This is a genomic window from Arthrobacter sp. D1-17 (assembly GCF_054130535.1).
Genome location: NZ_CP096382.1, coordinates 1,724,914 through 1,748,767, shown reverse-complemented (window position 1 = coordinate 1,748,767; position 23,854 = coordinate 1,724,914). Strand labels below are relative to the sequence as shown.

Here is a 23,854-nt window from a genome sequence, read left to right as displayed (position 1 = left end):
GCGGAGGGCAATCACGTGGTCCTGGTCCCGAACGAAGACCTGGCCCGCAGCGCGTTCAACAGCTCCGGCGGCTATGAGGCAGGACTTAAGCCCGCCCGTATACTGCCGACAGCCGATAGGCCGGTGAAGGCGGCCGGGGTCCCGGCGCTGTGTTCAGGGCATTGTCAGAATTACAGGCCCATCGGCCGTGATGGCCACGGTGTGCTCACTGTGGGCCGCCCGGCGGCCGTTCGCGGAACGCAGCGTCCACTCGTCCTCGTCGTGGTAATAGTCCCCCTTGCCGCCGAGGATGAGCATCGGCTCAATGGCGATGACAAGCCCTTCTGTCAATTTCAGACCCCTGCCCGGTCGTCCGTCGTTGGGCACGGACGGCTCCGCGTGCATGGTCCGACCGATACCATGTCCGCCGTGGTCGGCAAGGAGTCCGTAGCCTGCCCGGCGTGCGGCGCCGCCGATGGCGTAAGCGAGATCGCCCATCTTGTTTCCCACCCGGGCGGCGTCAATGCCTCTGGCGAGGGCCGCGTCCGTCGCGTCGATGAGCGCCTGGTCCACGGGATCGGGGGTACCCACGATGAAGCTGACGGCGGCGTCCCCACACCACCCTTCAAGGAACGCCCCGCAGTCAACGCTGAGGAGATCCCCGTCCTGCAGCCGGTATCCGTTGGGAATGCCGTGCACAACGGCGTCGTTCACGCTGGTGCAGATGACTCCCGGGAACGGCACCGGCGCCCAGCGCGGCCGGTAGTTGAGGAAGGCGGGAGTGGCGCCGGCAGCGGCGATGGCGGCGGCAGCAACGCCGTCGAGCTCCTTGAGGGAAACGCCGACGGCGGCCGCCCCGCGGACTGCGTTTAGCGCGTTCGCCACAACGCGGCCGGCTTCGCGCATCAAGGCTATTTCGTCAGGGCTCTTGAGCATGGACATCCGTGGCCTCCGGGAGTTTGTCAGATGACGGGACGGGTAGTGACCGGCTGGTCTGACTTGCTGAACAGCAGCTTGGTCCTGGGATCCATGAAGATCAGGTACAGGGCGAACAGCAGGGCAATAATCGCGGCAGCGTTCCTGGCAAGGGCCAATGCGAGCCCAAGGTCCTCGGACTGGAGATATGGGAAAACCTCAAGCTGGTCTGAAATGGCGTACACCATGAAGAAGGACACAATAAAGTAGAGCGCCTTGACCTGCCAGTCGTCCCGGATGCCGGTTATGGCAAACAGCGGGATCAGCCACACGACGTACCAGGACTGGATCATCGGCGCGAGCACGACGACGGCGGCAAAGGCCAGCGTCAGCCGGCGCATGATCCGGTCGTGGTCACCTTTGAAGATCTGCCAGGCGACGATGCCGACGGCGAGCAGCTTGCCGGCGTCGTAAACCCACTTGGCCAGTCCCCAGCCGTCCAGGCTGAAGGCGTTGGCGATGGACGCCACCACGAGACCGAGCAGCCCTACAGGGGCGTACCAGATCCAGACGCTGCCGGGGGCCGAGAGCCCGTTGATCCAGCCGAAGCCGAAGCCGTTTACCAGGCTCATGGCGTACAGCAGGGCAAAGCTGAGTCCTGCTGTCAAGCCCCAAAAAACGAATTTTCGCGTCCACCCCGCATCCTTGCCGGCCCAGAGCAGCCCGATGAACGGGAGGAACACCACGGTGATGGGCTTGATGGAGATGGACAGGGTGACGAGCACTATTCCCAGGATCACACGGCGGGTGGCGCTGTAATAGAGACCGGCGAGGGCCAGGCCGATCATGAGGGCGTCGTTGTGGACACTCGCGATGAAGTTCGTCAGGAACAGCGGGTTCGCCGCCGTGAGCCAGAGCGCCCGGTGCGGGTTGACCCCGTGAAGTTCCGCGAGTTTGGGGACGTAGATGATGCAGAGGACCACGCCCACCAGGGCGGCCAGCCGGAAGAGCATGATGCTGGCCTCGGGATGGACGTTCGTGGACCAGACGACGAGCTGTTCGATCCACAGAAAGAGCTGCCCGTACGGCACAGGCGCCTCTGTCCACATCTTGTCGGCGCCGAGCTGGAAGTAGTTTGAAAGCGCCGAGATGCCGTTCTCGTAGGGGTTAAATCCCTCCACCATCAGCCGGCCCTGCCCGATGTAGGCATAGACATCGCGGCTGAAGAGCGGAACCGTGAACATCATGGGCAGGCCCCAGGCTGCGACCGCCTGCAGGGTGGCTCTGCGGGCGGCCGGGCCCCAGACGCGGACGCGCTGGCCGAGCCGGAGCCACGCCCGCACCAGCAGCATGCCGCCGACGGCGATAAGTACGATGGAAAGGGCAACCCCCAGGGCCTCCGTACGCATCCATATGAACAGCGGCAGCCGCCGCAGTTCGGATGCCGGGGCAAGCCAGCCGACACCGAGGGAACCGATCACAAGGAAAAGCGAACCAACGAATCCGGAAAGAAGGGGCGACCAGGGGTTGTCCACTTCCGCCAGGCCCAGGTCCGCGGAAGTGCCTGTGGCTCTTTCCTCCGTCTCGGGCACTGGCGCCGTCATCTCAGGATTATCCAATCTCTTGTGGGCGTGCAGCCTCGATCTGCTGCCGGAAGTGCCCGGCCGTGAATGGAGTGCGGCGGCCGCTCCCGGCGCCGCCACGTACCCGGAAATCTTAGCACCGGACCGCTCCCCGACCACGAAACGGTAGGCTGAACGGGTGCCTATATCTAACGAACGCATCGTCTGGATCGACTGCGAAATGACCGGTCTCGACACCGTCAACGACGCCCTGATCGAAGTCGCCGCGCTGGTGACGGATTCCGAACTGAACATCCTCGGGGACGGGGTGGACGTGGTCATCAAGCCGGACGACGCGGCCCTGGCCCAGATGAATGACTTCGTCCGGGACATGCACACCCGTTCCGGTCTTCTGAAAGAGCTTCCGGCCGGCAAGACGCTCGCCGAGGCCGAGGAAGCAGTCATGGCCTACATCCGCAAGTGGGTTCCGGACGTGCGCAAGGCACCGCTGGCCGGGAACTCGGTTGGGACGGACCGGGTCTTCCTGGCCCGGGACATGCCCGCCGTCGTGGAGCACCTGCACTACAGGGTCATCGACGTCAGTACCATCAAGGAACTGGCCCGGCGCTGGTTCGCCCGCGCGTACTTCCAAGCCCCGGCCAAACTGGGCGGACACCGTGCCCTCGGCGACATTAAGGACTCCATTGATGAGCTCCGCTACTACCGGGAGGCAGTCTTCGTTCCCGCTCCGGGCCCGGACAGCGCCACTGCCCTGAAGATTTCCCGGCGCATCGCCGCCCAGCCCGAGGTCATCGATCAACTGACGCAGGGCATCGCAGGAAAGCAGGCGGCAGCAGAGGGCGCATTGCCGAGCGAAGCGGGACCATCCGCCTAAGGCGTCCGAAAAGTAATCTGCGCCACGTTCGAAGGAATTTTTGCCAAAACAGGCGAAAGTGGCAAAAGCACCCCCGAACAGCAGGTAAACTATTTGACGTTGCCTTTCCAGCCGGCCGGTAAAGACCGGAGGGACTGTAAGGCATATGGTGGGCGTAGCTCAGTTGGCAGAGCGCCTGGTTGTGGTCCAGGAGGTCGCGGGTTCAACCCCCGTCGCTCACCCTCACGAAGGATGGCATTCGACGCCGTCCCATCACAAAGGCTGCACCGGTTATCCGGTGCAGCCTTTGTTCGTTTCGACACCACGCCGGGCTGCGTCCGATCAAGTACCAAAGGAACCCTCTGCCATGACTGTTCTGCCGATCACCATCTGGGGCGAACCCGTTCTGCACCGCCGGGCGGCCGAAGTCGAAGTCTTCGACGACGAGCTCCGCCAGCTGATCGCCGACATGTTCGAAACCAATGACAAGGCCAACGGCGTGGGCCTCGCAGCGCCTCAAATCGGCGTGGGTAAGCGTATCTTCGTGTATAAGTACGAGAACGAGGACGGCGCACCGCCGAGCGGCGTGCTGGTCAACCCCGTCCTCACCCTGTCCAAGGTTTCCGGCGCCCTGCCGGATCCGGACGAGGAGGCCGAGGGCTGCCTCTCCTTTCCCGGCGGCCAGTACCCCCTGAAACGGGCCGAATGGGTGCGGGTGAAGGGGTTCGACGGATACGGGGAACCGGTCGAGTTCGAGGCCACCGGCTGGTTCGCGCGGGTGATGCAGCACGAATACGACCACCTCGACGGGAAGCTCTACGTCAACCGCCTCCTTGACCGCTATGCACGCAAGGCTCTGAAGCAAGCCAAGAAGAACGGCTGGGGTGTCCCCGGGCTGACTTGGATGCCGGGCGTCGATCCTGATCCGTTCGGGCACTGATCCGTTCGGCACTGATCCCTGGCCGGGCCGACCGCGGCTCTGGAAGGGCGGCAGCCCGGGCATCAGTGAACCACTGCCCTACCGGGCGATGATGGTCTGCTGGCCCGGACAGGAGCCGAGGACACGGTCCATAGCGTCCTTTTCGGCTTGCGTCACCCAAAGCCCGTAGGCGGCTTTCACTGAGATCTGCCGGGCGACATAGTGGCAACGGATCGCCTTGTTCCGAGGCAGCCAGCCGGCCGCATCCGAAGCGCTTTTTTCCTGGTTGGCCGGTCCGTCGGCTGCGATGAGGTTGATCGGATCGTTGGCCAGGCTCTGGCGTTCCTGGAGTGTGAGCTGCCTGGCGCCCTTTTGCCACGCGTCGCCCAGCGCCACCACATGGTCGATCTGGACGGCCTTGCTGGAATCGGCGCCGCGCGTGAACGTGACGCGCGCTCCGGTGTAGGGTTCGTGGAACGTCCCTGACGCCACTTTGCACCGGGAGCCCTTAAAGTAAACGACGCCGTTCAGGTCACGGCGCAGAATGTCATTGCGGGTGTCACACCCGTTGCGGTCAGCGTCGAACCAGGCCTGGCCGAAGGCTGACCTGTCGTAGTCGTTTTTCGCCGCCCGCCCCTTTACCGGCAGGGTCTCCAGCGCCGCGGCGGCACTGCCGGAGGGCACCCGCCGGGGCGCCACCACTGGTTTCATCCAAGCGGGATTGAAGACGGGAGCCGTGCCGGGGCCTGATATCTGCGGCTCAACGGCGAGGAATTGGCCTGCTGTGAAGAACCAGGCAACGCCGGCGACAAAAAAGGCACCCGCAATTGCGAGCAGGGCCCAGGCCTGGCGCGAGCGTCTGCGCGCCCGCCTGTAGGCGCTCCAGCTGACGGTCATCCGGGTCTGCTCTCAGGGACATGAGGTGGCTGCACCCTCAGAGCCTAGGGCAGGCCTCCGACATCCGGGACGATACCCACAGTGTTGAGGACAGGTGCCCTGTGCAGGAGCAGTGCCCTACTGCTCCCTCATAACCCGCCGCAGATCTTCATTGGCCAGTTCGAGAAGGCGCTCCAGCTGGGAGACCCGCTCTTGACCGATCTCGCCGGCGGCATGTGCTGTCTTTGCCTCGTCGAGCAGGCGCTGTGCCTCTTTTTGGTTGGCCCGCGCCACGTCGAGGGCGTGTTCCAGTGTTGTCTCGTGCTGGAGTGTCCGGTCGTGTTCCATGGGACAAGTTTGGCCCCCTTTCCCGGCTGATTCCAGAGAACCAGCCGGGAATTTAGGGAGCCATGTTTTACGCTGCTACGCGGCGGACCAGCGGAAACGCCGCTGTTAGACGGAGGCTGCGGCAGCCAGTACCGGAGCGGCGTCCTTCACGGAGTCCTTGGCGGGGAAGGTCGGCGGGTTGACCCCAGCCATTTCCTCCATGACGCGGACTACCTGGCAGCTGTACCCGAACTCGTTGTCGTACCAGACGTAAACAACCAGGTTCTTGTCGTTGGAGATGGTGGCAAGGCCGTCAACAATGCCGGCACGGCGCGAGCCCACGAAGTCGGTGGAGACCACTTCAGGGGAATCGATGTAGTCAATCTGCTTGCGCAGGTCCGAGTGCAGCGACATCTCGCGCAGGAAGTCGTTGACCTCGTCCTTGGTGGTGCCCCGTTCCAGGTTCAGGTTCAGGACAGCCAGGGACACGTCCGGGGTGGGCACCCGGATGGAGCTGCCGGTGAGCTTCCCCTGCAGTTCCGGCAGTGCCTTGGCCACGGCCTTGGCGGCGCCTGTTTCGGTGATCACCATGTTCAGAGCGGCGGAACGTCCGCGGCGGTCGCCCTTGTGGAAGTTGTCGATCAGGTTCTGGTCGTTCGTGAACGAGTGAACGGTCTCCACGTGGCCGTGGATCACACCGTACTTGTCATTGAGAGCCTTCAGCACCGGGGTGATCGCGTTCGTGGTGCAGGACGCTGCCGTCACGATCTTGTCCGAATCTGCGATGTCGCGGTGGTTGATGCCGTGCACGATGTTCTTCAGTTCACCCTTGCCCGGCGCCGTCAGGAGGACCTTGGCCACGCCCTTGCTGAGCAGGTGCTGGCCAAGGCCTTCGGCGTCGCGCCAGCGGCCGGTGTTGTCGACCACGAGGGCATTGTTGATGCCGTAGGCCGTGTAGTCGATGGTCGCAGGGTTGTCCGAGTAGATGACCTGGATCCGGACGCCGTTGGCCGTGATGGTGTTAGCCTCGGTGTCCACCTGAATGGTGCCCTCGAAGGAGCCGTGGACGGAGTCGCGGCGCAGGAGGCTGGCACGCTTGGCCAGGTCGTTGTCAGAGCCGCGGCGCACTACGATGGCGCGCAGGCGCAGGCCGTGCCCGCCGCCGGCCTTTTCGATGAGGAGACGGGCGAGCAGGCGGCCGATGCGGCCAAAACCGTACAGCACGACGTCGGTGCTGGTGCGGTCGTCTGCCCCGCGCTTGCCGACAATCTCAGCCAGTTCGGCACGGAGGAACTCCTCGAGAGTGAGGTCGCCGCCGTCGGACTTGTACTTCTGGTTCAGGCGGGCGATGTCGATGGCAGCTGCACCCAAGTCCAGCGTGGCCAGGGTGTTCAGCAGCGGGGCCGTCTCCTCCAGGAGCAGCTCATCCTTGCTCATCCGGCGGGCGAAGCGGTGCGCCTTGAGGATGTTCATGGTGGACTTGTTGATCAGGCTGCGGCCGTGGATCGACGTGACCACGTTGTTTTCCCGGTACAACCGGCCGATCACGGGGATCATGGCCTCGGCGAGTGCCTCGCGGCCCATCCACGTATCAAGACAAGAATCTGACGTCTGGCTCACAGAACTACCTTCCTTGGTTCAACCGGTTACGTCTTCGTAACCGGAAGTCGGCCACCCGAAGTTCTCCAGGGGCACTGGCACCGGCAGGGTTTCGGTCCTCCCCGGGTGCCTTGTTGACGCGGCAAAGAAAAACCGCCGGTTGCGAACGCAGATCCCGGCGGTAGAACTTCTACGTTCAAGGTCTATTCTAGGGCTCGCAGCGCGTCCGAATGGCCGGGCGGCCCGTGAAATCACTCACACCGGCGGCTCACCTCCTGCGTCGCCTGTTGGGTGAACGAAGCCGTAACCAGAAAAGTGGATGGATTAGCCGAGGCGCCGGGGGTCAGCCGTAACTATTTTTCGCCGTACTGGAGGCGGCCAATGCTCCAGGCAGCAACGTTGCGGAGGTCCACCCTCGTAGCGTTCAGGTGGATGGGGTTTCCGCCGGAGATTACTACGGGCTCAAGGAAATGGATGAACCGGATCTGGTTCTCCCGCACGCCGTTCTCCTGCACGCCGTCGGGTACTGCCGGCAAATACTCGCCTGCTGTGATGACCTGCGCATTCTGGCGCCGGGACCAGGCTTCTTCACTCGCTACCGAGCCGGAGATTATGGTCCCGTCAACAATAACCGTGAGCTCAATGGTGCCATGCGGATCCTCACGGTCAGGGCCCAGGATGGGCGCGAGGAGCATGGACAGTCTTGGGTCAATGCCGTGCCATGGCTGGGCGGCGAACCGTTCCCGGTTGCCCGTGAACTCCGCTTCCTGCTCCTCGTTGGGCTTTTCCTGCCGCTGCGCGTCCATCACCGGAGTGTACCTTTCCAGCGTGTTGAGTGGATGGGTTGACCGATACGCCGGGTTCTGTATTCCCGCACCGTTGCCGGGGCGGGAGTAGCGGCCATCCATCTACGAACGCCGTTGCCGGCGCCCTCCAGCGGCCTACCCGGGCACTCGGGCGAGCAGCCCTCAAACGTGCCCTGTCTGGCCTTGCTCCGGGTGGGGTTTACCTAGCCTTCCCGGTCACCCGGGAAGCTGGTGGTCTCTTACACCACCGTTTCACCCTTACCCGCATCGTGCCGCTTTCAAATCGGCGCGAGGCAGGCGGTCTGTTTTCTGTGGCACTGGCCTGCGGGTTACCCCGAGTGGGCGTTACCCACCACCCTGCTCTGCGGAGCCCGGACGTTCCTCGAGCCACTTGCGTGACGCGCGGCCGCCTGGTCAACCCATCCGGTGTCCATTCTACGGGGCACCGCGGATGCGCCCGCGCTAGGTCCCCGGCCCCGGGCCTATCATCAGGAAATGGACGCGTCAGCATTGACCCGCCGCCGGCTGCTTCAGCTGGCGGGCATCGCCGCCGGCATGTCCGCCGCCGCGGCATGCACGCCGCTCCCGCCCTTTCCTGCTCCCGTACCGCTTCCCGGCTACACGCGTCCGACGGCGGCTCCCGGACCGGGCGGCTGGCCCAGAATAATGGTCCGCACCGGCCAGTTCGTTTCCGCCTACCGGCCGGGACCAGCCACACGCTGGTCACTGGCGGCGCCTCACCAGCAGGACGGGGCGCAGCTTCCACTCGTGCCTGTGGCCGTGTTCCTGCACGGCCTTGGCAGCAGCCACCGGTTCATGCTCGATGACCTCGCCGCTGACGAGGTGCTGCAGCGGCATGTGGATGGAGGCGGAACCCCCTTCGCGATTGCAGCTGTGGACGGCGGCGACACCTGGTGGCATGCGCGCAGGGACGGCAGCGACACGCAGTCGATGCTGGTGCGGGAATTCGTTCCTTTCCTCGGCGTGCAGGGCTTTGATCTCGGGCAGATCGGGCTTTTCGGCCTCTCCATGGGCGGCTTCGGCGCCCTGTTGTTGGCCTCGCAGGCGCGGCTGCCCGGCATCCGGGCCGTGGCCGCGATGAGCCCGGCCATCTGGTCCCGTCACGGCGCACGAATGAAAGGCGCCTTTGACAGCCCGGCGGATTTCGCGGCGAACGACGTCTTCGCGCTCCGCCCCCGGCTGGCGGCCATTCCCAAACGTATCGACTGCGGCAGGGATGACGAGCTCGCGGCAACCGTCCGCGAATACGTCAGCGCGCTCCCGGGCCCGGTGGAAGGAGGATTCCTGCCCGGCGGGCACGACACTGCTTACTGGCGCTCAATCCTGCCCACAGTGTTGTCCTTCCTCGGCCGGAACCTTGGCTGAATTGTGAGTCCGGCTGGTCCTGCACACCACCGGTAAGATCGTACGGTGCTGATCCTGCTTCCCCCGTCCGAAGGCAAAACCCCTGCGACCCGTGGCGACGCCATGGACTGGACCTCGCTGAGCTTCCCCGACCTCAACCCCTGCCGGGCCAAAATCCTTGAGGCACTTGGTACGGTGAGCGCGCATGAGGACGCCCTCGCACTCCTGGGCGTAGGAGCGTCACTGCAGTCCGACGTCGAACGGAACACCCGGCTGCACGCCGAACCGGCCGCGCCGGCCCACCAGGTGTATTCCGGGGTGCTGTACGACGCCCTCGGCTACAAGTCGATGACGGGGCCGCAGCGCCGCAAGGCCGATGAATCGGTCCTGGTGATCTCCGCCCTCTGGGGCGCCATCCGTTTCGCGGACTCCGTGCCCGCGTACCGGCTGTCGATGTCAACGTCGCTGCCCGACGTCGGCCGTCTTGCCTCGTTCTGGAAGCCGCAGCTGACGGACGCCCTGGCCGCCGCGGTGTCCGGGCAGCTGCTGGTGGACTGCCGCTCCAGCACCTACGCCGCGGCGTGGACTCCCCCGGCGGCGTCGACGGTGACGGTCAACGTTTTCACTGAGGTGAACGGCGTGCGGAAGGTGGTCAGCCACTTCGCGAAGCACACCCGCGGCGAACTCGCGCGGCATCTGCTGACCCGGCCCGGAAAGGCACCGCAAACGCCAGCACAGCTACACAAGGCCGCCGGTGAGAAGTGGAACGCCGAACTTGTGCCCGGCACGGCGCGCAAGGCACACGCCCTGAACATCATCCTGCCCAACTAGGAGGCGCGGGGACACCCCGGCGTCACACCCACTCTGCTGAGCGCACCAGGATGCAGCCGGAGTCAGGGCAGAAGACAATGTCATCCTCGGCCGCGGCCTTGATCTCAGCAAGGTCGCCCGGGCTCAGCTGCATGCCTGACCCCTCAGAGGTGCCGTGGAAAAGCCTGGCAGCGCCGACTCCCCGCCGGGCAAGGGTCTTTTCGTAGACTGCCAGCAGACCGTCGTCCAACCCTGCGGCGAACTCTGCCCTGCGACCGCGCACAACGGCCTCTTCAGCGGTGATCTCTGCCAGCTGCTCATCCAGTTCCGCCCGGATCACGGCGAAGGAACCCTGGACGTCATCGACAATTTTCTGCTGCGCCGCCTGGCGCTCGCGCAGGGAGTCGAGCCGCTCCAGCACTTCGAGCTCTACGTCCTCGAGGTCGGACCGCCGCTTATTGAGTGATGCGATATCTTTCTGCAGCGCCACCAGGTCCTTGGACAGGCCCGTTCCGCTGTTCAGCCTGGCTTCGTCGCGTTCAATGCGCCCTGCCACCTGCTCGACGTCCGCCTCGGCGCGCTTCAGCTCCGCTTCGGCGTCATGGACGGCGAGCTTGGCGGCCCCCAATTCACCCTGGGCTACAGCGAGGGCGGCTTCCAGATCGGTGATCCGCGGATCTGCTTCCAGAGTGCGGCGGCGGTTGGCGAGGGACTTGAGTTTGGCGTCCAGCCCCTGAAGTTCGAGCAACTTAAACTGTTCCGCCGGTGCTGCCTTGGCCACGATTACCTCCGCTTGATCCCATCCGGCCTGCGCCGGGCCCCTGCAGGGGCTTTATGAACTCTAGTCCCCACCGGGAGTGAGAATGAAGTCCCACGGATCGCTGTTGGTGCTGCTGACGCGGATCTCGACGTCCAGCCCCTGGTCGGTAAGGACATTGCCCAGCGCGTCCGCCGCGGCAGGCAGCCACAGCCATTCGCTCGCGAAGTGGGACACATCAATGAGGTAGGGGCGGCCGTTGGCGGCTGCCTCACGCGCCTCGGACGCCGGATGGTGCCGCAGGTCGGCTGTCACATAGAGATCGGCGCTGCTGGCCCGCACCTCATCAAAAAGTGAATCGCCGGCACCCCCACAGACGGCAATGCGGCGCACCAGTCCATCGCGGTCCCCCGAAACCCTCACGCCGCCGGCAACGGAGGGCAGGATCCCGTACACGCGGGCGGCGAAGTCACCGAGGGACATTGCCTCGGCAAGATCACCGACACGCCCAATGCCCTCCTCGGGAAGTCCGTTGGCAGCAGGAGTGAGCGGAGTGACGTTTTCGAGCCCCAGGGCATCGGCCAGGACGTCGGAAACGCCTCCGACGGCGGAATCGCCGTTCGTGTGCACCGTCAGGAGGGCCGTGCCCGATTCGATGAGACGGTGGACCACCTTGCCCTTGGGCGTGTTGGCCGCGACAGAGGTTACGCCTTTGAGCAGCAGTGGGTGGTGCGTGATAAGCAGACCGGCGCCCCATTCGATGGCCTCGTCGATGACCTCGAGCGTGGGATCAACGGCAAACATGACCCGGCTGACGGGCGCCGACGGGTGGCCGGCAACAAGGCCCACCTCGTCCCACTCCTCCGCCAGCGACTCGGGCCAGAGCTCTTCAACGGCGAGCATGAGCTGCCCGAGCGTGGGCGCCGCCCCGGCTTCGGGCATGCCCGCTGGCTCTGCCGGTTCTTCTGCAACGCCGCTGTTCACAGGTTCCATACTCATATTTTTACCCTATAGGCGCCGCTGGCCCGCCTTGATTTCCGGGCGTAACCTGGCCGGGGAATCATCCGGACACCTCAACCATTGAAGAGGACATGAAAACTTTTGTGCTTGGCGGAGGCTGCTTCTGGTGCCTGGACGCCGTCTACCAGAAGACCAAGGGCGTGACCTCTGTGGTTTCGGGGTACACCGGCGGCCACGAACAGCACCCTGACTACTACTCCGTCTGCTCGGGAACCACTGGCCACGCGGAAGTTGTGGCGGTGACATTCGATGAGGACATCATTCCGCCCGACGTCATCCTGGACATGTTCTTCGCGCTGCACGATCCCACCACACTTAACCGCCAGGGGTACGACGTCGGAACGCAATACCGCTCGTCCATGTTCTACGAGACCACTGAAGAAAAGATCCTCTTCGAGGAAGCGATTGAACGGAACCAGGCCCTCTGGTCACATCCGATAGTCACAGAAGTCAGCCGGCTTCCCGTGTTTTACCCGGCGGAACAAATCCACCAGAACTACTACGCGAAGTTCCCCGAGCAGGGCTACTGCCAGGTGATTATCAACCCGAAACTGGCCAAGGCCCGGAAATATTACTCTTCATGGCTTAATGCTTAGCTACGTGCAGACGCCCTCGTTAGGCTGACCGAAGCATTCCCTCCTCAGAGATAGGCGTAAGTACATGGCACGGATCTACGACGATGTAACGCAGCTGGTAGGCGGCACCCCGCTCGTCAGGCTGAACCGCCTGACCGAGGGCCTGGAAGCCCAGGTCGCCGTCAAGCTCGAGTTCTACAACCCGGCCAACAGCGTCAAGGACCGCATCGGCGTCGCGATCATCGATGCCGCGGAAAAGTCCGGCGCTCTTAAGCCCGGCGGAACCATCGTCGAAGGCACCTCCGGCAACACCGGTATCGCGCTGGCTATGGTGGGTGCGGCCCGCGGCTACAAGGTCATCCTGACCATGCCGGAAACCATGTCCACCGAACGCCGCGTCATGCTGCGCGCCTTCGGCGCCGAGATCGTGCTGACCCCGGGTTCCGAGGGCATGCGCGGCGCAGTGGAAAAAGCCAAGGAAATCGTGGCCAGCACTGAGAACTCCATCTGGGCCCAGCAGTTCGCCAACGAGGCCAACCCGGAGATCCACCGCAAGACCACGGCCGAGGAGGTCTGGGAGGACACCGACGGCAAGGTCGACATCTTCGTCTCCGGGATCGGCACCGGCGGCACCATCACCGGCGTCGGTCAGGTCCTGAAGGAGCGCAAGCCGGACGTGCAGATCGTCGCGGTTGAGCCCAAGGACTCCCCTATCCTTAACGGCGGCGCACCCGGCCCGCACAAGATCCAGGGCCTCGGCGCCAACTTCATTCCGGAGCTGCTGGACACCAACGTCTACGACGAGGTACTGGACGCCACCTTGGAAGACTCCGTCGCCGTGGCCCGGGAGCTGGGCGTCAAGGAAGGCATCCTCGGCGGCATCTCCTCCGGAGCCATCGTCTGGGGCGCGCTGGAGCTGGCGAAGCGCCCCGAGAACGCAGGGAAACTGATTGTGGCAGTCGTCTGCGACTTCGGTGAGCGTTACATCTCCACCGTCCTCTATGACGACATCCGGGGCTAGGCCTTAGCCTGCCCGGCCCCGTTTCCTGTAGAAAGATCTTTGTGGCCTTCTTCGCAAGACTTAAGGAAGACCTCGACGCCGCCCGGTCCCACGACCCGGCGGCTCGAGGTTCTTTTGAGAACTTTTTCGCGTATTCCGGACTTCACGCCATCTGGGCACACCGGCTGACGCACAGGCTCTGGCAGAACCCGTCCCTGCGCTTTCCCGCACGCCTGATTTCACAGCTGGCACGGTTCCTCACCGGCATCGAGATCCATCCGGGCGCAACCATTGGCCGGCGTTTCTTCATTGACCATGGCATGGGCGTGGTCATCGGGGAGACAGCCGAAATTGGCGATGACGTGATGATCTACCACGGCGTGACGCTCGGCGGGCGGTCACTGGCGAAGGTCAAGCGGCACCCCACCATCGAGGACCGCGTCACCATCGGCGCCGGCGCCAAAATCCTCGGCCCGATCACCATCGGGCGGGACAGCGCGGTGGGTGCGAACGCCGTCGTCGTCAAGGACGCTCCGCCGGAATCCATCGTTACCGGCGTCCCCGCCACCTGGCGCCACCGCGACGCTCAGCGGGAAACCACGCCGGCTGTGGATCCCGCCGAATACTACATCGAATACCGTATCTGACCGCATAATGCCGTGTGGCGCAGGGAAACCCGCGCCACACGGCCTTAACGGCTGCAGCTTCTACCTCCGTCTGAACGTGCCTCGTTTGGACGGGAACGGCCCGCCTTTCCCCGGACTTTCGGGAAAAGGCGGGCCGTTTCTGTGTCCGACGCCGTTTCTGTGTCAGACGCAGCTTCTGTTCCGGGCCTGGATTTGCCTAGTGAGTGTCGACAGCCTCGATTTCGGACTTGTCCTCGCCCCACAGCGTGTGGAAAGTTCCCTCGGCGTCGATGCGGCCGTAGGTGTGCGCACCAAAGAGGTCACGCTGGCCCTGGATCAGGGCAGCCGGGAGGCGCTTGCGGCGCAGGCCGTCGTAGTAAGCCAGGGAGGAAGAGAACACCGGAACCGGGATGCCCAGCTGCACAGCGGTGGACACTACGCGGCGCCATGCCGGAAGGACCTCTGCGATGGCCTTGGTGAAGGCCGGAGCGAACAGCAGATTGGCCGGCTTTTCCTCGGCGGCATACGCCTTGGTGATCTCCTTCAGCAGCTCTGCGCGGATGATGCAGCCGCCGCGCCACAGCGACGCGATCTCATCGAGCTTCAGGTCCCAGCCGTACTCCGTGGCTGCCGAGGTCAGCATGTCCAGGCCCTGGGCATAAGAGACGAGCTTGGAGGCGTAGAGTGCCTGGCGGACGTCCTCCACAAAGGTCTCGGGAATCTCGGCGTTGGCTTCTTCACCGGCGAGGAGCTCCTGGCCCAGCTTGCGCTGGTCGGCCTGGGAGGAGAGGGCGCGGGCAAAGACCGACTCGGCGATGCCCGACGTCGGGGATCCCAGTTCAAGGGCGGAGATGACCGTCCAGCGGCCGGTGCCCTTCTGTCCTGCGGCATCGACGACGACGTCCACGAAGGGCTTGCCCGTGCGGCTGTCCACGTGGCCGAGTACCTCGGCGGAGATTTCGATCAGGAAGGAGGCAAGCTCGCCCTTGTTCCACTCGGCGAAAATCTTCGACTGTTCGGCCGGCTCGATGCCTGCACCGGAGCGCAGCAGGTCGAAGGCTTCGCCGATGACCTGCATGTCAGCGTATTCGATGCCGTTGTGAACCATCTTGACGAAGTGGCCGGCGCCGTCAGTGCCTATCCAGGCGCAGCAGGGCTGGCCGTCGACGTTCGCCGCGATCTTTTCCAGCAGCGGTCCGAGGGCATCGTAGGACTCCTTGGAACCGCCGGGCATGATGGAGGGGCCGTTCAGGGCGCCTTCCTCACCGCCGGAAACGCCGATGCCGACGAAGTGCAGGTCCTTCTTGGCCAGGGCGGCTTCGCGGCGGCGCGTGTCCTCGTAGTGGGAGTTGCCGGCGTCGATGATGATGTCCCCGGCTTCCAGCAGGGGTTCGAGCTGCTCGATCACGGAGTCGACCGGCTTGCCGGCCTTGACCATGATGAGGACGCGGCGCGGCTTCTCGAGGGAGTTCACCAGTTCCTCAAGGGATTCGGTGCGGACGAAGTCACCCTCGGAGCCGTACTTTTCCAGCAGCGTGTCGGTCTTTTCGACCGAGCGGTTGTGAAGTGCCACAGTGAAGCCGTTACGGGCCAGGTTGCGTGCAAGGTTGGCACCCATGACCGCAAGGCCGGTGACACCGATGTGAGCAGACATCAATACTCCAATTCATTGTTGTGCAACAAGTGCAGTGGGAGTCCCGCACACCCGGCGGAACGCGCATTGGGGAGGTGACTCGTAATAAAGCATATATATTCGTGGCTGCCGGGAAAAGCGGGCGTCCACTTCGTGGAACGCAACGCCGTCACAAAGAGTCTAAGTCGCGCTGCCCGCAGACAGGCTGGTGCGGGCCGCCCTGCCGGCCCAGTTTTACCGGGCAGGTACATCCTTCGTACCGCACTATGCTTACCCATATGTCGACCAGCCTCCACCACCGCGCCGTCGAAAACCTGGGCACCAGGATCGTCAGCGGCATCCTGCCTGCGGGCCATATCATGCTCGCCGAGCAGCTGGAGGATGAGCTTCAGGTCTCCCGGTCGGTGATCCGTGAAGCGGTGCGGGTGCTGCAGTCGCTGGGACTCGTGGAGACAACCAAGCGAGTCGGGATCAGGGTCCTTCCGCCACACCGCTGGAATCCGTTCGATCCCCTGGTGATCCGGTGGCGGCTTGCCGGTGAGGGCCGCGGCGCCCAGCTGCGCTCGCTCGCCGAACTACGAGCCGCCGTCGAACCCGTTGCAGCTGAGCTGGCGGCTGTCAATGCCCCCGCCGAGCTCCGGCAGGAGCTGCTGGACGTGGCCCTTGCCATGCGCGAGGCCGGCAAGGCCGGTGATGTGCCGCGCTTCCTGGAACTGGACATCCACTTCCATTCCCTCCTGCTAAGCGGGTCCGGCAACGAGATGTTCGCCAACCTGGTAGGGCAGGTGGCCGAGACCCTGACGGGACGGACCGTCCACGGCCTGATGCCCGACCGGCCCAGGGACCTCACGCTGCAATGGCATCTGGACGTGGCGGACGCCATCTTTGACGGCAACGCACCAGAGGCCCGGGAGGCGTCGAACAGGATCATGCGCCGGACCATTTCCGAGATGGAGCCGGTCTGGGTGGAACAGCCGCGGGTTTTTGTCCCGGTTCAGCGGCGGCAGCACACGGCCTAAGAGTCCGTTCCTGTGAAGCTGCCGGCTCTTGCGCCGGAAGTGTGTTCCATTCCACAGCCGCTGTGTCTCCTGTTCTCCAGATGTTCACGGTATATTCGAAGCCGAGCCTTCCACCGCGGCATCCCCCAATAGTCGCGGTGGAAGGCTTTTCCAATTCCCAAGCGTTTCCGCCACCGGGATGTCAACTACGCTGCGTCCGGGGTGGCATCCCGCAGTCTCCATCCGCCTCCCAGCCCGTCCCGCAGGATTTCCATGGTGGTGAGCGCAGAATCTGCGTTCCGTCCCAGCCTCGCCTGAAGGCGCCAGACCTCTACGTCGACCCGGCTGCGGCCCAGCGGCATCCGCCGCTCGGCTTCCCACCAGTTGACACGTTCAAACCACCTGACCGGCTCTGCGCCGACCATCCATTCACGTCCGCCGCGGATGACAGCGGCCGGTTGCCCGTCTGCTGCTGTTTTCACCAGTACATGTTCCATGCGGGAAGAATACGAGCCGGCACTGACATTTTTGCCTCATGCTAGGCGCGGGTTAAACCAGAAACCCCGCCGCAGGCCTGGGGCCTGAGGCGGGGTTCGTTTCTGTGGGTCCTACCGGGATCGAACCGATGACATCCACGGTGTAAACGTGGCGCTCTACCAGCTGAGCTAAAGACCCAATTGCCCGTTCCCGCTGCGAAGCGCGAACCAACGAACATAGACTCTACCTGAACAGCGCCGGTAATTGCCAATCCTGATCAGGAACCAATCCTGATCAGGGCGGGGACGCAGGAGGCAGTTCGGTGGCGAGCCAGCCCAGCGCTTCGCTCACACCGGCCGCCAGTTTGATGGTGGCGAGGGGATCACCGCGTGTGTCGCCCCGATTAATGATGACCACCGGCTTGCCCTGCTTGGCGGCGTGGCGGACAAAACGGAGACCGCTCATGACGCTGAGCGAGGACCCCGCAACGAGCAGCGCCCCGGCCTCGTCCACCATGGAATAGGCGCGTTCCACCCTGTCCTTGGGAACGTTCTCCCCGAAGTAGACGAAGTCCGGTTTCAGCACTCCACCGCAGGCTGGGCATTGCGCCACCACAAAGCTGCCGATCAGCTCGGAATCATCCACTGTGGCATCAGCGTCTGGTGCGATTTCCACCGCCCCGGATTCCATCGCCCGCTGAAGGAACATTGGGTTGAGCTCTTCGAGCAACCCTGCGAGCAACTGCCGGGAGTAGGTGCGGCGGCAGTCCAGGCAAATGACCTGGTCGAAACGCCCGTGCAGGTCCACCACGTTGGTGCTTCCGGCATCCTCATGCAGCCTGTCGACGTTTTGCGTAATGAGTCCGGTGAGCAGGCCGCTGCGTTCCAGCGCCACGACGGCGGCGTGGCCGGCATTCGGATCGGCCCGCCGGAGGTGTGACCAGCCAATATGGTTCCGTGCCCAATACCGCTGCCGGTTCCGGGCGTCCCCCACAAATTCCTGGTACGTCATGGGCGACCGGGGCGGGGATTCGGGTCCGCGGTAATCGGGTATTCCCGAATCGGTGCTGAGTCCGGCACCGGTCAGGAGCGCCAGACGCAGCCCGGACAGCAGGTCACGGATGTCTGCCAGGACACTGAGTTCCGCCGGGGAGGGCGGCGTGCGCGGCACGGCCGGCAGACTGGCAAACCCTGTCAGGCCTATGCCGGTCCGCCGCTGGTCCATGGGTTCAGCCTTGCGCCAGTCCTGCCAGCACGCGGCGGTACTCGGCAAGCTCCCGGGCCTGCCCGCGAGGATTGACTATGACGTACCGGATTGTGCCTTCGCCGTCGATGATGAATGTTCCACGGCCGGCCATGCCGCTGTCCCTGTCAAAAACGCCATACTGCTCAGCCACCGCACCGTGCGGCCAGAAGTCCGCGAGCAGGCTGAAGCTGTAGCCTTCCTGCTCGGCATAGGCACGAAGGGCATATTTGCTGTCGACCGAGATGGCCAGCACCTCGGCATCGGCATGTTCGAAGATGGACAGGTTGTCCCGGATTTCGCACAGCTCGCCGGTGCAGATTCCGGAGAATGCGAAGGGGTAAAACACGACGACGACGTTCCGTCCGCGGAAATCAGACAAACGGACCGGCTCACCGTACTGGTTGGCCAGAGTGAAGTCCGGGGCCTGCTGCCCTATGCCGGGCACTGCGCAGACAGCCGTGGAATCCACGGTGCCTGGTGCACTCACTTGTTCTTCCTGGTGACCAGGCGCGTGGCGCTCCAGTCCTTGGACACTCCAACAGAGGTGGTGCAGTGCAGCCCGGCTGTGGGGGCGGCGTCCTGGATATCGGAGGGGGAAACGTAGCCGGGGCGGCCGGACTTGGGGGTCAGAACCCACACGACGCCTCCCTCAGTGAGCGTCGTCAGCGAGTCGACAAGGGTGTCAACGAGATCGCCGTCGCCGTCGCGCCACCAGAAGATGACGGCATCTACGACGTCGTGGTCGTCCTCATCCAGCAGTTCTGCCCCGGTCAGATCCTCAATGTCATCACGCAAGTCGAAGTCGACGTCGTCGTCGTAACCGAACTCCTGAATCAGATCCCCGCCCTTGAAACCCAATTTTTCCGCCACATTTACCGAAGTGGCGGCGTCGGCCTCACTCACGCGTTCCTCCTATGAATAGTGATATCGATTACCCCAAGCCAACACCCTTTGGGCGCGGGCTTCAAGCTGCTACCGCCGCAGCGCGGCATATTGTCTGTCACACAACCAGTATGACGGGCAAAAACGTCGGGGACGCCAGGCACGGCTACGCATCGACTGGCCGTCACAGTTAGAGTGGCTGGTGACAGCTATGCCTGCAGGGCGACCCCTGCACCGCATATGCAGTCACAGACGAGATAGAACCCTGCCCGGCGCACATGACCGGGCTGTTGTAACCGATATGTCGCACACGTCGTGTTCATGCCAGGCAGCTACCCTGCCGGACCTGAGGGCGCCGGTGAATGCGCGCAAAGAGAGGCTGCCGTGGCTGCAGGAGAAGATACCTCCCATATCCTTAGCGGGTTGACTAACCAGCTGCCTGATCGTGATCCGGAAGAGACTGCCGAGTGGGTTGAGTCGCTGGATTCGTTGATCAGGGAACAGGGCACGGAGCGTGCCCAATACATCATGCGCAGTCTCCTGCAGCGTGCCGGGGCGCAGAGCGTCGGGGTTCCGATGGTGACCACGACGGATTATGTGAACACGATCCCGGCGGACCAGGAGGCGGAGTTCCCGGGTAACGAGGAGTTCGAGCGCCGGTACCGGGCGTATATGCGGTGGAACGCGGCGGTGATGGTGCACCGGGCGCAGCGGCCGGATATTGGTGTTGGCGGGCACATTTCCACGTACGCGGGCGCGGCGACGCTGTACGAGGTCGGGTTTAACCATTTCTTCCGCGGTAAGGACGCCCCCGGCGGCGGTGACCAGGTCTTCTTCCAGGGCCACGCGTCCCCGGGGATGTATGCCAGGGCGTTTATGGAGGGCCGGCTGACCGAGCAGGACCTGGACGGGTTCCGGCAGGAGAAGTCCCGGGCCGGGCATGCCCTGTCCTCGTACCCGCACCCAAGGTTGATGCCGGAGTTCTGGGAGTTCCCGACGGTCTCGATGGGCATCGGGCCGATGAACGCGATCTACCAGGCCCAGTCCAACCGGTACCTGCACAACCGGGGCCTGAAAGACACTTCTGACCAGCAGGTCTGGGCGTTTTTGGGTGACGGGGAAATGGACGAGCCCGAGTCCCGCGGCCTGCTCCAGCTCGCCGCGAACGAGAACCTGGACAACCTGAACTTCGTGATCAACTGCAACCTTCAGCGCCTGGACGGGCCGGTGCGCGGCAACGGCAAGATCATGCAGGAACTGGAGGCGTTCTTCCGCGGCGCGGGCTGGAACGTGATCAAGGTCGTCTGGGGCCGGGAATGGGATGAGCTGCTCGCCAGGGACTCCGACGGGTCGCTGGTGAAGATCATGAACGAAACCCCCGACGGGGATTACCAGACCTACAAGGCCGAGTCCGGCGGGTTCGTCCGCGAGCACTTCTTCGGCAAGACCCCGCAGACCAAGGACATGGTCGCGGACCTCTCCGATGACCAGATCTGGAACCTCAAGCGCGGCGGCCACGACTACCGCAAGGTCTACGCCGCGTACAAGGCAGCGACGGAGTTCAAGGGCAAGCCCACCGTGATCCTGGCCAAAACGGTCAAGGGCTACGGCCTGGGCCCGCACTTCGAGGGCCGCAACGCGACCCACCAGATGAAGAAACTCACCCTCGATGACCTGAAAAAGTTCCGCGACCATCTGCGGATCCCGGTCACCGACGACCAGCTCGAGCAGGACCCGTACCGGCCGCCGTACTTCCACCCCGGCACCGACGCCCCCGAAATCCGGTACCTGCTCGAACGCCGCGCCGCGCTCGGCGGAGCCGTCCCGGAGCGCCGTGCCAAGCACGCGGACATCACACTGCCCGATCCGAAGTCCTTCGAGGTCGCCAAGCGCGGCTCGGGCAAGCAGCAGGCCGCCACGACCATGGCGTTCGTGCGGCTGCTGAAGGACCTGATGCGGGATAAGGACTTCGGCAAGCACATCGCCCCGATCATCCCGGACGAGGCCCGCACCTTCGGGATGGACGCGTTCTTCCCCACCGCGAAGATCTACAACCCCAAGGGCCAGAACTACCTCTCGGTGGACCGGGACCTGGTCCTGGCCTACAAGGAATCCGCCCAGGGCCAGCTGATCCACCCCGGCATCAACGAAGCCGGCGCCGTCGCGGCGTTCACCGCCGCCGGCACCGCCTACGCCACCCACGGGGTGCCGCTGATCCCGGTCTACGTCTTCTACTCCATGTTCGGCTTCCAGCGCACCGGGGACGCCTTCTGGGCAGCAGCGGACCAAATGACCCGCGGCTTCATCATCGGCGCCACCGCAGGACGGACCACCCTCACCGGCGAAGGCCTGCAGCACGCCGACGGGCACTCCCCCATCCTGGCCTCCACCAACCCCGCCGTGGTCACCTACGACCCCGCCTACGGCTACGAAATGGGCCACATCGTCCGCGACGGCATCGAACGCATGTACGGACCCTCCGCCGCCCCCGGCCCCGACGGGAAAGACGCGGACCGGAACCTGATGTACTACATCACCGTCTACAACGAACCCATCACCCAGCCCGCCGAACCCGAAAACCTCGACGTCAACGGCGTCCTGAAAGGCATCTACAAGCTCTCCGCCTCAACCGCCGAAGGACCCAAGAGCCAGATCCTGGCCTCCGGCGTCTCCGTCCCCTGGGCCCTGGAAGCCCAGCGGATCCTCGCCCAGGACTGGGGCGTCTCGGCCGACGTCTGGTCCGTGACGTCCTGGAACGAACTGCGCCGCGACGGCCTGGCCGCCGAGGAAGAAGCGTTCCTGAACCCCGGCGAACAAGCCCGCGTGCCCTTCGTGGCGCAACAGCTCGCCGGAGCCACCGGACCGGTCATCGCCGTCTCGGACTACATGAAAGCCGTCCCGGACCAGATCCGCCAGTTCATCCCGAACCACTTCGCCTCCCTCGGCGCCGACGGCTTCGGCTTCTCCGACACCCGCGCAGCAGCCCGCCGGTTCTTCAAAAACGACACCCACTCCATCGTCACGAAGACCCTGCAACTGCTCGCCGCAAACGGCGAGGTCGACGCCCAGGCTCCGGCTCAGGCTATCGAGAAGTACCGCCTGCACAACGTGAACGCCGGAACCACCGGCAACGCTGGCGGCGAAGCGTAACAGCCCCGGATAACGCACACGACGGCGGCCCCCACCTTTTGGTGAGGGCCGCCGTCGTCGTTCTCCTGCGTGGAGGGCGGTGTGATTCAGCGCAACCGGAGTTGTAGCCTTTGCACAAAATGGAGCTTGCAGGGCGCGCACCGTATGCTCGATGCATGCCCCAGCCATCGCCCGCCCCCGCTAAGCGCCCTCCGGCGTCCCGTCTGACACCCGAAAAGACGGAGACCCTGAAGAAGCTCAGGGCAAGCGTTGGCCAGTTGTCCACCACCACCATGCGCGAGCTGGAAAAGTCCCTGCCGTGGTACAGCAGGCTCAGTTCCGACGAGCGGTCAGCGCTCGGACTGGTGGCCCAAAACGGCATTGCCGCTTTTGTTACGTGGTATGAGCGCCCGAGCTCCCCGTCCTGGATTCTTACCGACGTTTTTGGCACAGCCCCGACTGAGCTAACCCGCTCGATCAGCCTCCAGAAAGCACTCCAGCTCATCCGGATCGTAGTCGAGGTGGTCGAGGACCAGGTCCCGGTGATCGCCCCCGAAGCCGACCAGCCGTCGCTGCGGGAGGCCGTCCTCAGGTACTCACGCGAGGTGGCCTTCGCAGCAGCGGACGTTTACGCGCGTGCTGCGGAGTCGCGGGGCTCGTGGGATACGCGGCTGGAGGCCCTCATCGTGGACGCCATTCTGCGCGGTGAAAATACCGACGCCTTGCGGTCGCGGATCGCCGCCCTCGGCTGGAAAGCGCAGGAGCGCTTTACGGTGATGGTGGGAAATTCGCCGTCGGAGCCCAGTGCCAGCTATGTGAGCGAGTTGCGGCGTATGGCCGGCCGGTACGCAGAGGACGCCCTGGTGGGAATCCAGGGCGACCGGCTCATCCTGATCCTCGGCGGTGTCCATGACCGCGAGACGGCCTATATGAAACTCAGTGAGATGTTTGCGCCGGGGCCGGTGGTGTACGGCGCCGAGGCGAGCTCGCTGCTGGAGGCCAGCGGATCAGCCCAGTCCGCTTTCGCCGGACTCACCGCCGCCCGCGCATGGCCGTCGGCTCCGCGCCCGGTGGCCGCTGACGATTTGCTGCCTGAACGGGTGATCTCAGGGGACGACGCAGCCCGCAGGTCGCTCGTTAAAAATATCTACCGCCCCCTTCTCGCCGCCTCCAACGGCCTTGTGGAGACCCTCGGCACCTACCTGGAACTTGGCCATTCGCTGGAGGCTACGGCGCGCGAACTCTTTGTCCACGCCAACACCGTCCGTTACCGGCTCAAGCGGGTTTGTGACGTGACGGGGTGGGATCCGCTGCTGCCGAGGGAGGCCTTCGTGCTGCAGGCAGCCCTGGTAGTGGGACGGCTCTCGACCCCTCCAAAGGCCCCCGTAGAGCGCCACCCTGCGCGGAACCAGACGTGAACCGTTGTAGACTTCCTACAAACTGGCCCAGTGAGCTTGGTGTACGCAAACACCCTTGGTTC

The 23,854-nt window shown here is 64.4% G+C and carries 23 protein-coding genes, 2 tRNA genes and 1 other RNA gene; 11 read left to right on the top strand and 15 right to left on the bottom strand.

Annotation, left to right across the window (positions count from 1 at the left end; all coding sequences use genetic code 11):
* Positions 1-153 precede the first annotated feature (153 nt).
* Together map and mptB are read right to left on the bottom strand one after the other, a co-directional pair.
* Complete coding sequence (gene map, locus M1E01_RS08160) at positions 154-921, bottom strand: type I methionyl aminopeptidase (protein WP_457974538.1); 768 nt, start codon at positions 919-921, stop codon at positions 154-156.
* A 20-nt stretch (positions 922-941) separates the two neighbouring features.
* Positions 942-2,513, bottom strand: a complete 1,572-nt coding sequence (gene mptB, locus M1E01_RS08155; protein ID WP_457974537.1) for a polyprenol phosphomannose-dependent alpha 1,6 mannosyltransferase MptB — start codon at positions 2,511-2,513, stop codon at positions 942-944.
* Between the two features lie 184 nt (positions 2,514-2,697).
* Here mptB and orn point away from each other — a divergent pair, with 184 nt between their 5' ends.
* The 3 genes from orn (at position 2,698) to def (ending at position 4,270) form a co-directional block, all read left to right on the top strand.
* Positions 2,698-3,351: an oligoribonuclease gene (gene orn, locus M1E01_RS08150; RefSeq protein ID WP_457974908.1), complete on the top strand. Its 654-nt coding sequence runs from the start codon at positions 2,698-2,700 to the stop codon at positions 3,349-3,351.
* 148 nt (positions 3,352-3,499) lie between these two features.
* A tRNA-His gene (locus M1E01_RS08145) sits at positions 3,500-3,572 on the top strand.
* Positions 3,573-3,697: 125 nt separating this feature from the next.
* Complete coding sequence (gene def / locus M1E01_RS08140) at positions 3,698-4,270, top strand: peptide deformylase (RefSeq protein ID WP_457974536.1); 573 nt, start codon at positions 3,698-3,700, stop codon at positions 4,268-4,270.
* Positions 4,271-4,348: 78 nt separating this feature from the next.
* On the opposite strand, the gene M1E01_RS08135 is transcribed toward def, so the two are convergent.
* From M1E01_RS08135 to rnpB, 5 genes are all read right to left on the bottom strand, one after another.
* Complete coding sequence (locus M1E01_RS08135; RefSeq protein ID WP_457974535.1) at positions 4,349-5,146, bottom strand: HNH endonuclease family protein; 798 nt, start codon at positions 5,144-5,146, stop codon at positions 4,349-4,351.
* 117 nt (positions 5,147-5,263) lie between these two features.
* Positions 5,264-5,473: a hypothetical protein gene (locus M1E01_RS08130; protein ID WP_457974534.1), complete on the bottom strand. Its 210-nt coding sequence runs from the start codon at positions 5,471-5,473 to the stop codon at positions 5,264-5,266.
* Positions 5,474-5,578: 105 nt separating this feature from the next.
* On the bottom strand, positions 5,579-7,072 hold the full coding sequence (locus M1E01_RS08125; RefSeq protein ID WP_457974533.1) for a glyceraldehyde-3-phosphate dehydrogenase: 1,494 nt from the start codon (positions 7,070-7,072) through the stop codon (positions 5,579-5,581).
* Between the two features lie 332 nt (positions 7,073-7,404).
* The gene (locus M1E01_RS08120; RefSeq protein WP_457974532.1) at positions 7,405-7,857 is read right to left on the bottom strand and encodes a hypothetical protein; all 453 of its coding nucleotides are present in this window, start codon (positions 7,855-7,857) and stop codon (positions 7,405-7,407) included.
* A 30-nt stretch (positions 7,858-7,887) separates the two neighbouring features.
* Positions 7,888-8,279, bottom strand: an RNA gene (rnpB, locus tag M1E01_RS08115) — RNase P RNA component class A.
* Positions 8,280-8,352: 73 nt separating this feature from the next.
* Between rnpB and M1E01_RS08110 the strand changes: the two genes are divergently transcribed.
* Both M1E01_RS08110 and M1E01_RS08105 read left to right on the top strand, forming a co-directional pair.
* Positions 8,353-9,243, top strand: coding sequence for an alpha/beta hydrolase (locus tag M1E01_RS08110; protein ID WP_457974531.1), 891 nt, complete (start codon positions 8,353-8,355; stop codon positions 9,241-9,243).
* 45 nt (positions 9,244-9,288) lie between these two features.
* Positions 9,289-10,053 (top strand): YaaA family protein, encoded by a 765-nt coding sequence (locus tag M1E01_RS08105; protein WP_457974530.1) that lies wholly within the window; start codon positions 9,289-9,291, stop codon positions 10,051-10,053.
* A 22-nt stretch (positions 10,054-10,075) separates the two neighbouring features.
* Here the strand turns inward: M1E01_RS08105 and M1E01_RS08100 are convergent, their stop codons facing one another.
* Positions 10,076-10,813 carry a zinc ribbon domain-containing protein gene (locus tag M1E01_RS08100; RefSeq protein WP_457974529.1) on the bottom strand — a complete coding sequence of 246 codons (738 nt, stop codon included), beginning with the start codon at positions 10,811-10,813 and terminating at the stop codon, positions 10,076-10,078.
* Positions 10,814-10,873: 60 nt separating this feature from the next.
* On the bottom strand, positions 10,874-11,782 hold the full coding sequence (locus M1E01_RS08095) for a Nif3-like dinuclear metal center hexameric protein (RefSeq protein ID WP_457974528.1): 909 nt from the start codon (positions 11,780-11,782) through the stop codon (positions 10,874-10,876).
* A 98-nt stretch (positions 11,783-11,880) separates the two neighbouring features.
* On the opposite strand from M1E01_RS08095, the gene msrA reads away from it, so the two are divergent.
* The 3 genes from msrA to epsC all read left to right on the top strand — a co-directional run bounded on the left by msrA (position 11,881) and on the right by epsC (position 14,031).
* A complete protein-coding gene (gene msrA / locus M1E01_RS08090; RefSeq protein WP_457974527.1) occupies positions 11,881-12,405 on the top strand; it encodes a peptide-methionine (S)-S-oxide reductase MsrA in 525 nt (174 codons plus the stop codon).
* Between the two features lie 64 nt (positions 12,406-12,469).
* Complete coding sequence (cysK, locus tag M1E01_RS08085; RefSeq protein ID WP_457974526.1) at positions 12,470-13,405, top strand: cysteine synthase A; 936 nt, start codon at positions 12,470-12,472, stop codon at positions 13,403-13,405.
* A 41-nt stretch (positions 13,406-13,446) separates the two neighbouring features.
* Positions 13,447-14,031: a serine O-acetyltransferase EpsC gene (epsC, locus tag M1E01_RS08080; RefSeq protein WP_457974525.1), complete on the top strand. Its 585-nt coding sequence runs from the start codon at positions 13,447-13,449 to the stop codon at positions 14,029-14,031.
* Positions 14,032-14,227: 196 nt separating this feature from the next.
* Here the strand turns inward: epsC and gndA are convergent, their stop codons facing one another.
* A complete protein-coding gene (gene gndA / locus M1E01_RS08075; protein ID WP_457974524.1) occupies positions 14,228-15,664 on the bottom strand; it encodes an NADP-dependent phosphogluconate dehydrogenase in 1,437 nt (478 codons plus the stop codon).
* Between the two features lie 257 nt (positions 15,665-15,921).
* Between gndA and M1E01_RS08070 the strand changes: the two genes are divergently transcribed.
* A complete protein-coding gene (locus tag M1E01_RS08070) occupies positions 15,922-16,662 on the top strand; it encodes a FadR/GntR family transcriptional regulator (protein WP_457974523.1) in 741 nt (246 codons plus the stop codon).
* A gap of 185 nt (positions 16,663-16,847) precedes the next feature.
* Here M1E01_RS08070 and M1E01_RS08065 read toward each other — a convergent pair whose 3' ends face one another.
* The 5 genes from M1E01_RS08065 to M1E01_RS08045 form a co-directional block, all read right to left on the bottom strand.
* Entirely contained in the window at positions 16,848-17,138 is a 291-nt protein-coding gene (locus M1E01_RS08065) for a hypothetical protein (protein WP_457974522.1), read from the bottom strand.
* A gap of 105 nt (positions 17,139-17,243) precedes the next feature.
* A tRNA-Val gene (locus M1E01_RS08060) sits at positions 17,244-17,316 on the bottom strand.
* A gap of 96 nt (positions 17,317-17,412) precedes the next feature.
* Complete coding sequence (locus M1E01_RS08055) at positions 17,413-18,342, bottom strand: NAD-dependent protein deacetylase (protein WP_457974521.1); 930 nt, start codon at positions 18,340-18,342, stop codon at positions 17,413-17,415.
* A 4-nt stretch (positions 18,343-18,346) separates the two neighbouring features.
* Entirely contained in the window at positions 18,347-18,850 is a 504-nt protein-coding gene (locus tag M1E01_RS08050; RefSeq protein ID WP_457974520.1) for a peroxiredoxin, read from the bottom strand.
* Positions 18,847-19,266, bottom strand: coding sequence for a DUF3052 domain-containing protein (locus tag M1E01_RS08045; protein WP_457974519.1), 420 nt, complete (start codon positions 19,264-19,266; stop codon positions 18,847-18,849). Before M1E01_RS08045 ends, M1E01_RS08050 begins: the two co-directional genes overlap by 4 nt.
* Before the next feature lie 363 nt (positions 19,267-19,629).
* On the opposite strand from M1E01_RS08045, the gene aceE reads away from it, so the two are divergent.
* Together aceE and M1E01_RS08035 are read left to right on the top strand one after the other, a co-directional pair.
* Entirely contained in the window at positions 19,630-22,395 is a 2,766-nt protein-coding gene (gene aceE / locus M1E01_RS08040; RefSeq protein ID WP_457974518.1) for a pyruvate dehydrogenase (acetyl-transferring), homodimeric type, read from the top strand.
* Between the two features lie 155 nt (positions 22,396-22,550).
* Positions 22,551-23,792 (top strand): PucR family transcriptional regulator, encoded by a 1,242-nt coding sequence (locus M1E01_RS08035; RefSeq protein WP_457974517.1) that lies wholly within the window; start codon positions 22,551-22,553, stop codon positions 23,790-23,792.
* Positions 23,793-23,854 lie beyond the last annotated feature (62 nt).

Coding starts and splice junctions, on each gene's coding strand:
- map (WP_457974538.1), bottom strand. CDS start 921: ATGTCCATGCTCAAGAGCCCTGACGAAATAGCCTTGATGCGCGAAGCC.
- orn (WP_457974908.1), top strand. CDS start 2,698: ATGACCGGTCTCGACACCGTCAACGACGCCCTGATCGAAGTCGCCGCG.
- def (WP_457974536.1), top strand. CDS start 3,698: ATGACTGTTCTGCCGATCACCATCTGGGGCGAACCCGTTCTGCACCGC.
- M1E01_RS08135 (WP_457974535.1), bottom strand. CDS start 5,146: ATGACCGTCAGCTGGAGCGCCTACAGGCGGGCGCGCAGACGCTCGCGC.
- M1E01_RS08130 (WP_457974534.1), bottom strand. CDS start 5,473: ATGGAACACGACCGGACACTCCAGCACGAGACAACACTGGAACACGCC.
- M1E01_RS08120 (WP_457974532.1), bottom strand. CDS start 7,857: ATGGACGCGCAGCGGCAGGAAAAGCCCAACGAGGAGCAGGAAGCGGAG.
- M1E01_RS08110 (WP_457974531.1), top strand. CDS start 8,353: ATGGACGCGTCAGCATTGACCCGCCGCCGGCTGCTTCAGCTGGCGGGC.
- M1E01_RS08095 (WP_457974528.1), bottom strand. CDS start 11,782: ATGGAACCTGTGAACAGCGGCGTTGCAGAAGAACCGGCAGAGCCAGCG.
- msrA (WP_457974527.1), top strand. CDS start 11,881: ATGAAAACTTTTGTGCTTGGCGGAGGCTGCTTCTGGTGCCTGGACGCC.
- cysK (WP_457974526.1), top strand. CDS start 12,470: ATGGCACGGATCTACGACGATGTAACGCAGCTGGTAGGCGGCACCCCG.
- gndA (WP_457974524.1), bottom strand. CDS start 15,664: ATGTCTGCTCACATCGGTGTCACCGGCCTTGCGGTCATGGGTGCCAAC.
- M1E01_RS08070 (WP_457974523.1), top strand. CDS start 15,922: ATGTCGACCAGCCTCCACCACCGCGCCGTCGAAAACCTGGGCACCAGG.
- M1E01_RS08065 (WP_457974522.1), bottom strand. CDS start 17,138: ATGGAACATGTACTGGTGAAAACAGCAGCAGACGGGCAACCGGCCGCT.
- M1E01_RS08055 (WP_457974521.1), bottom strand. CDS start 18,342: ATGGACCAGCGGCGGACCGGCATAGGCCTGACAGGGTTTGCCAGTCTG.
- M1E01_RS08035 (WP_457974517.1), top strand. CDS start 22,551: ATGCCCCAGCCATCGCCCGCCCCCGCTAAGCGCCCTCCGGCGTCCCGT.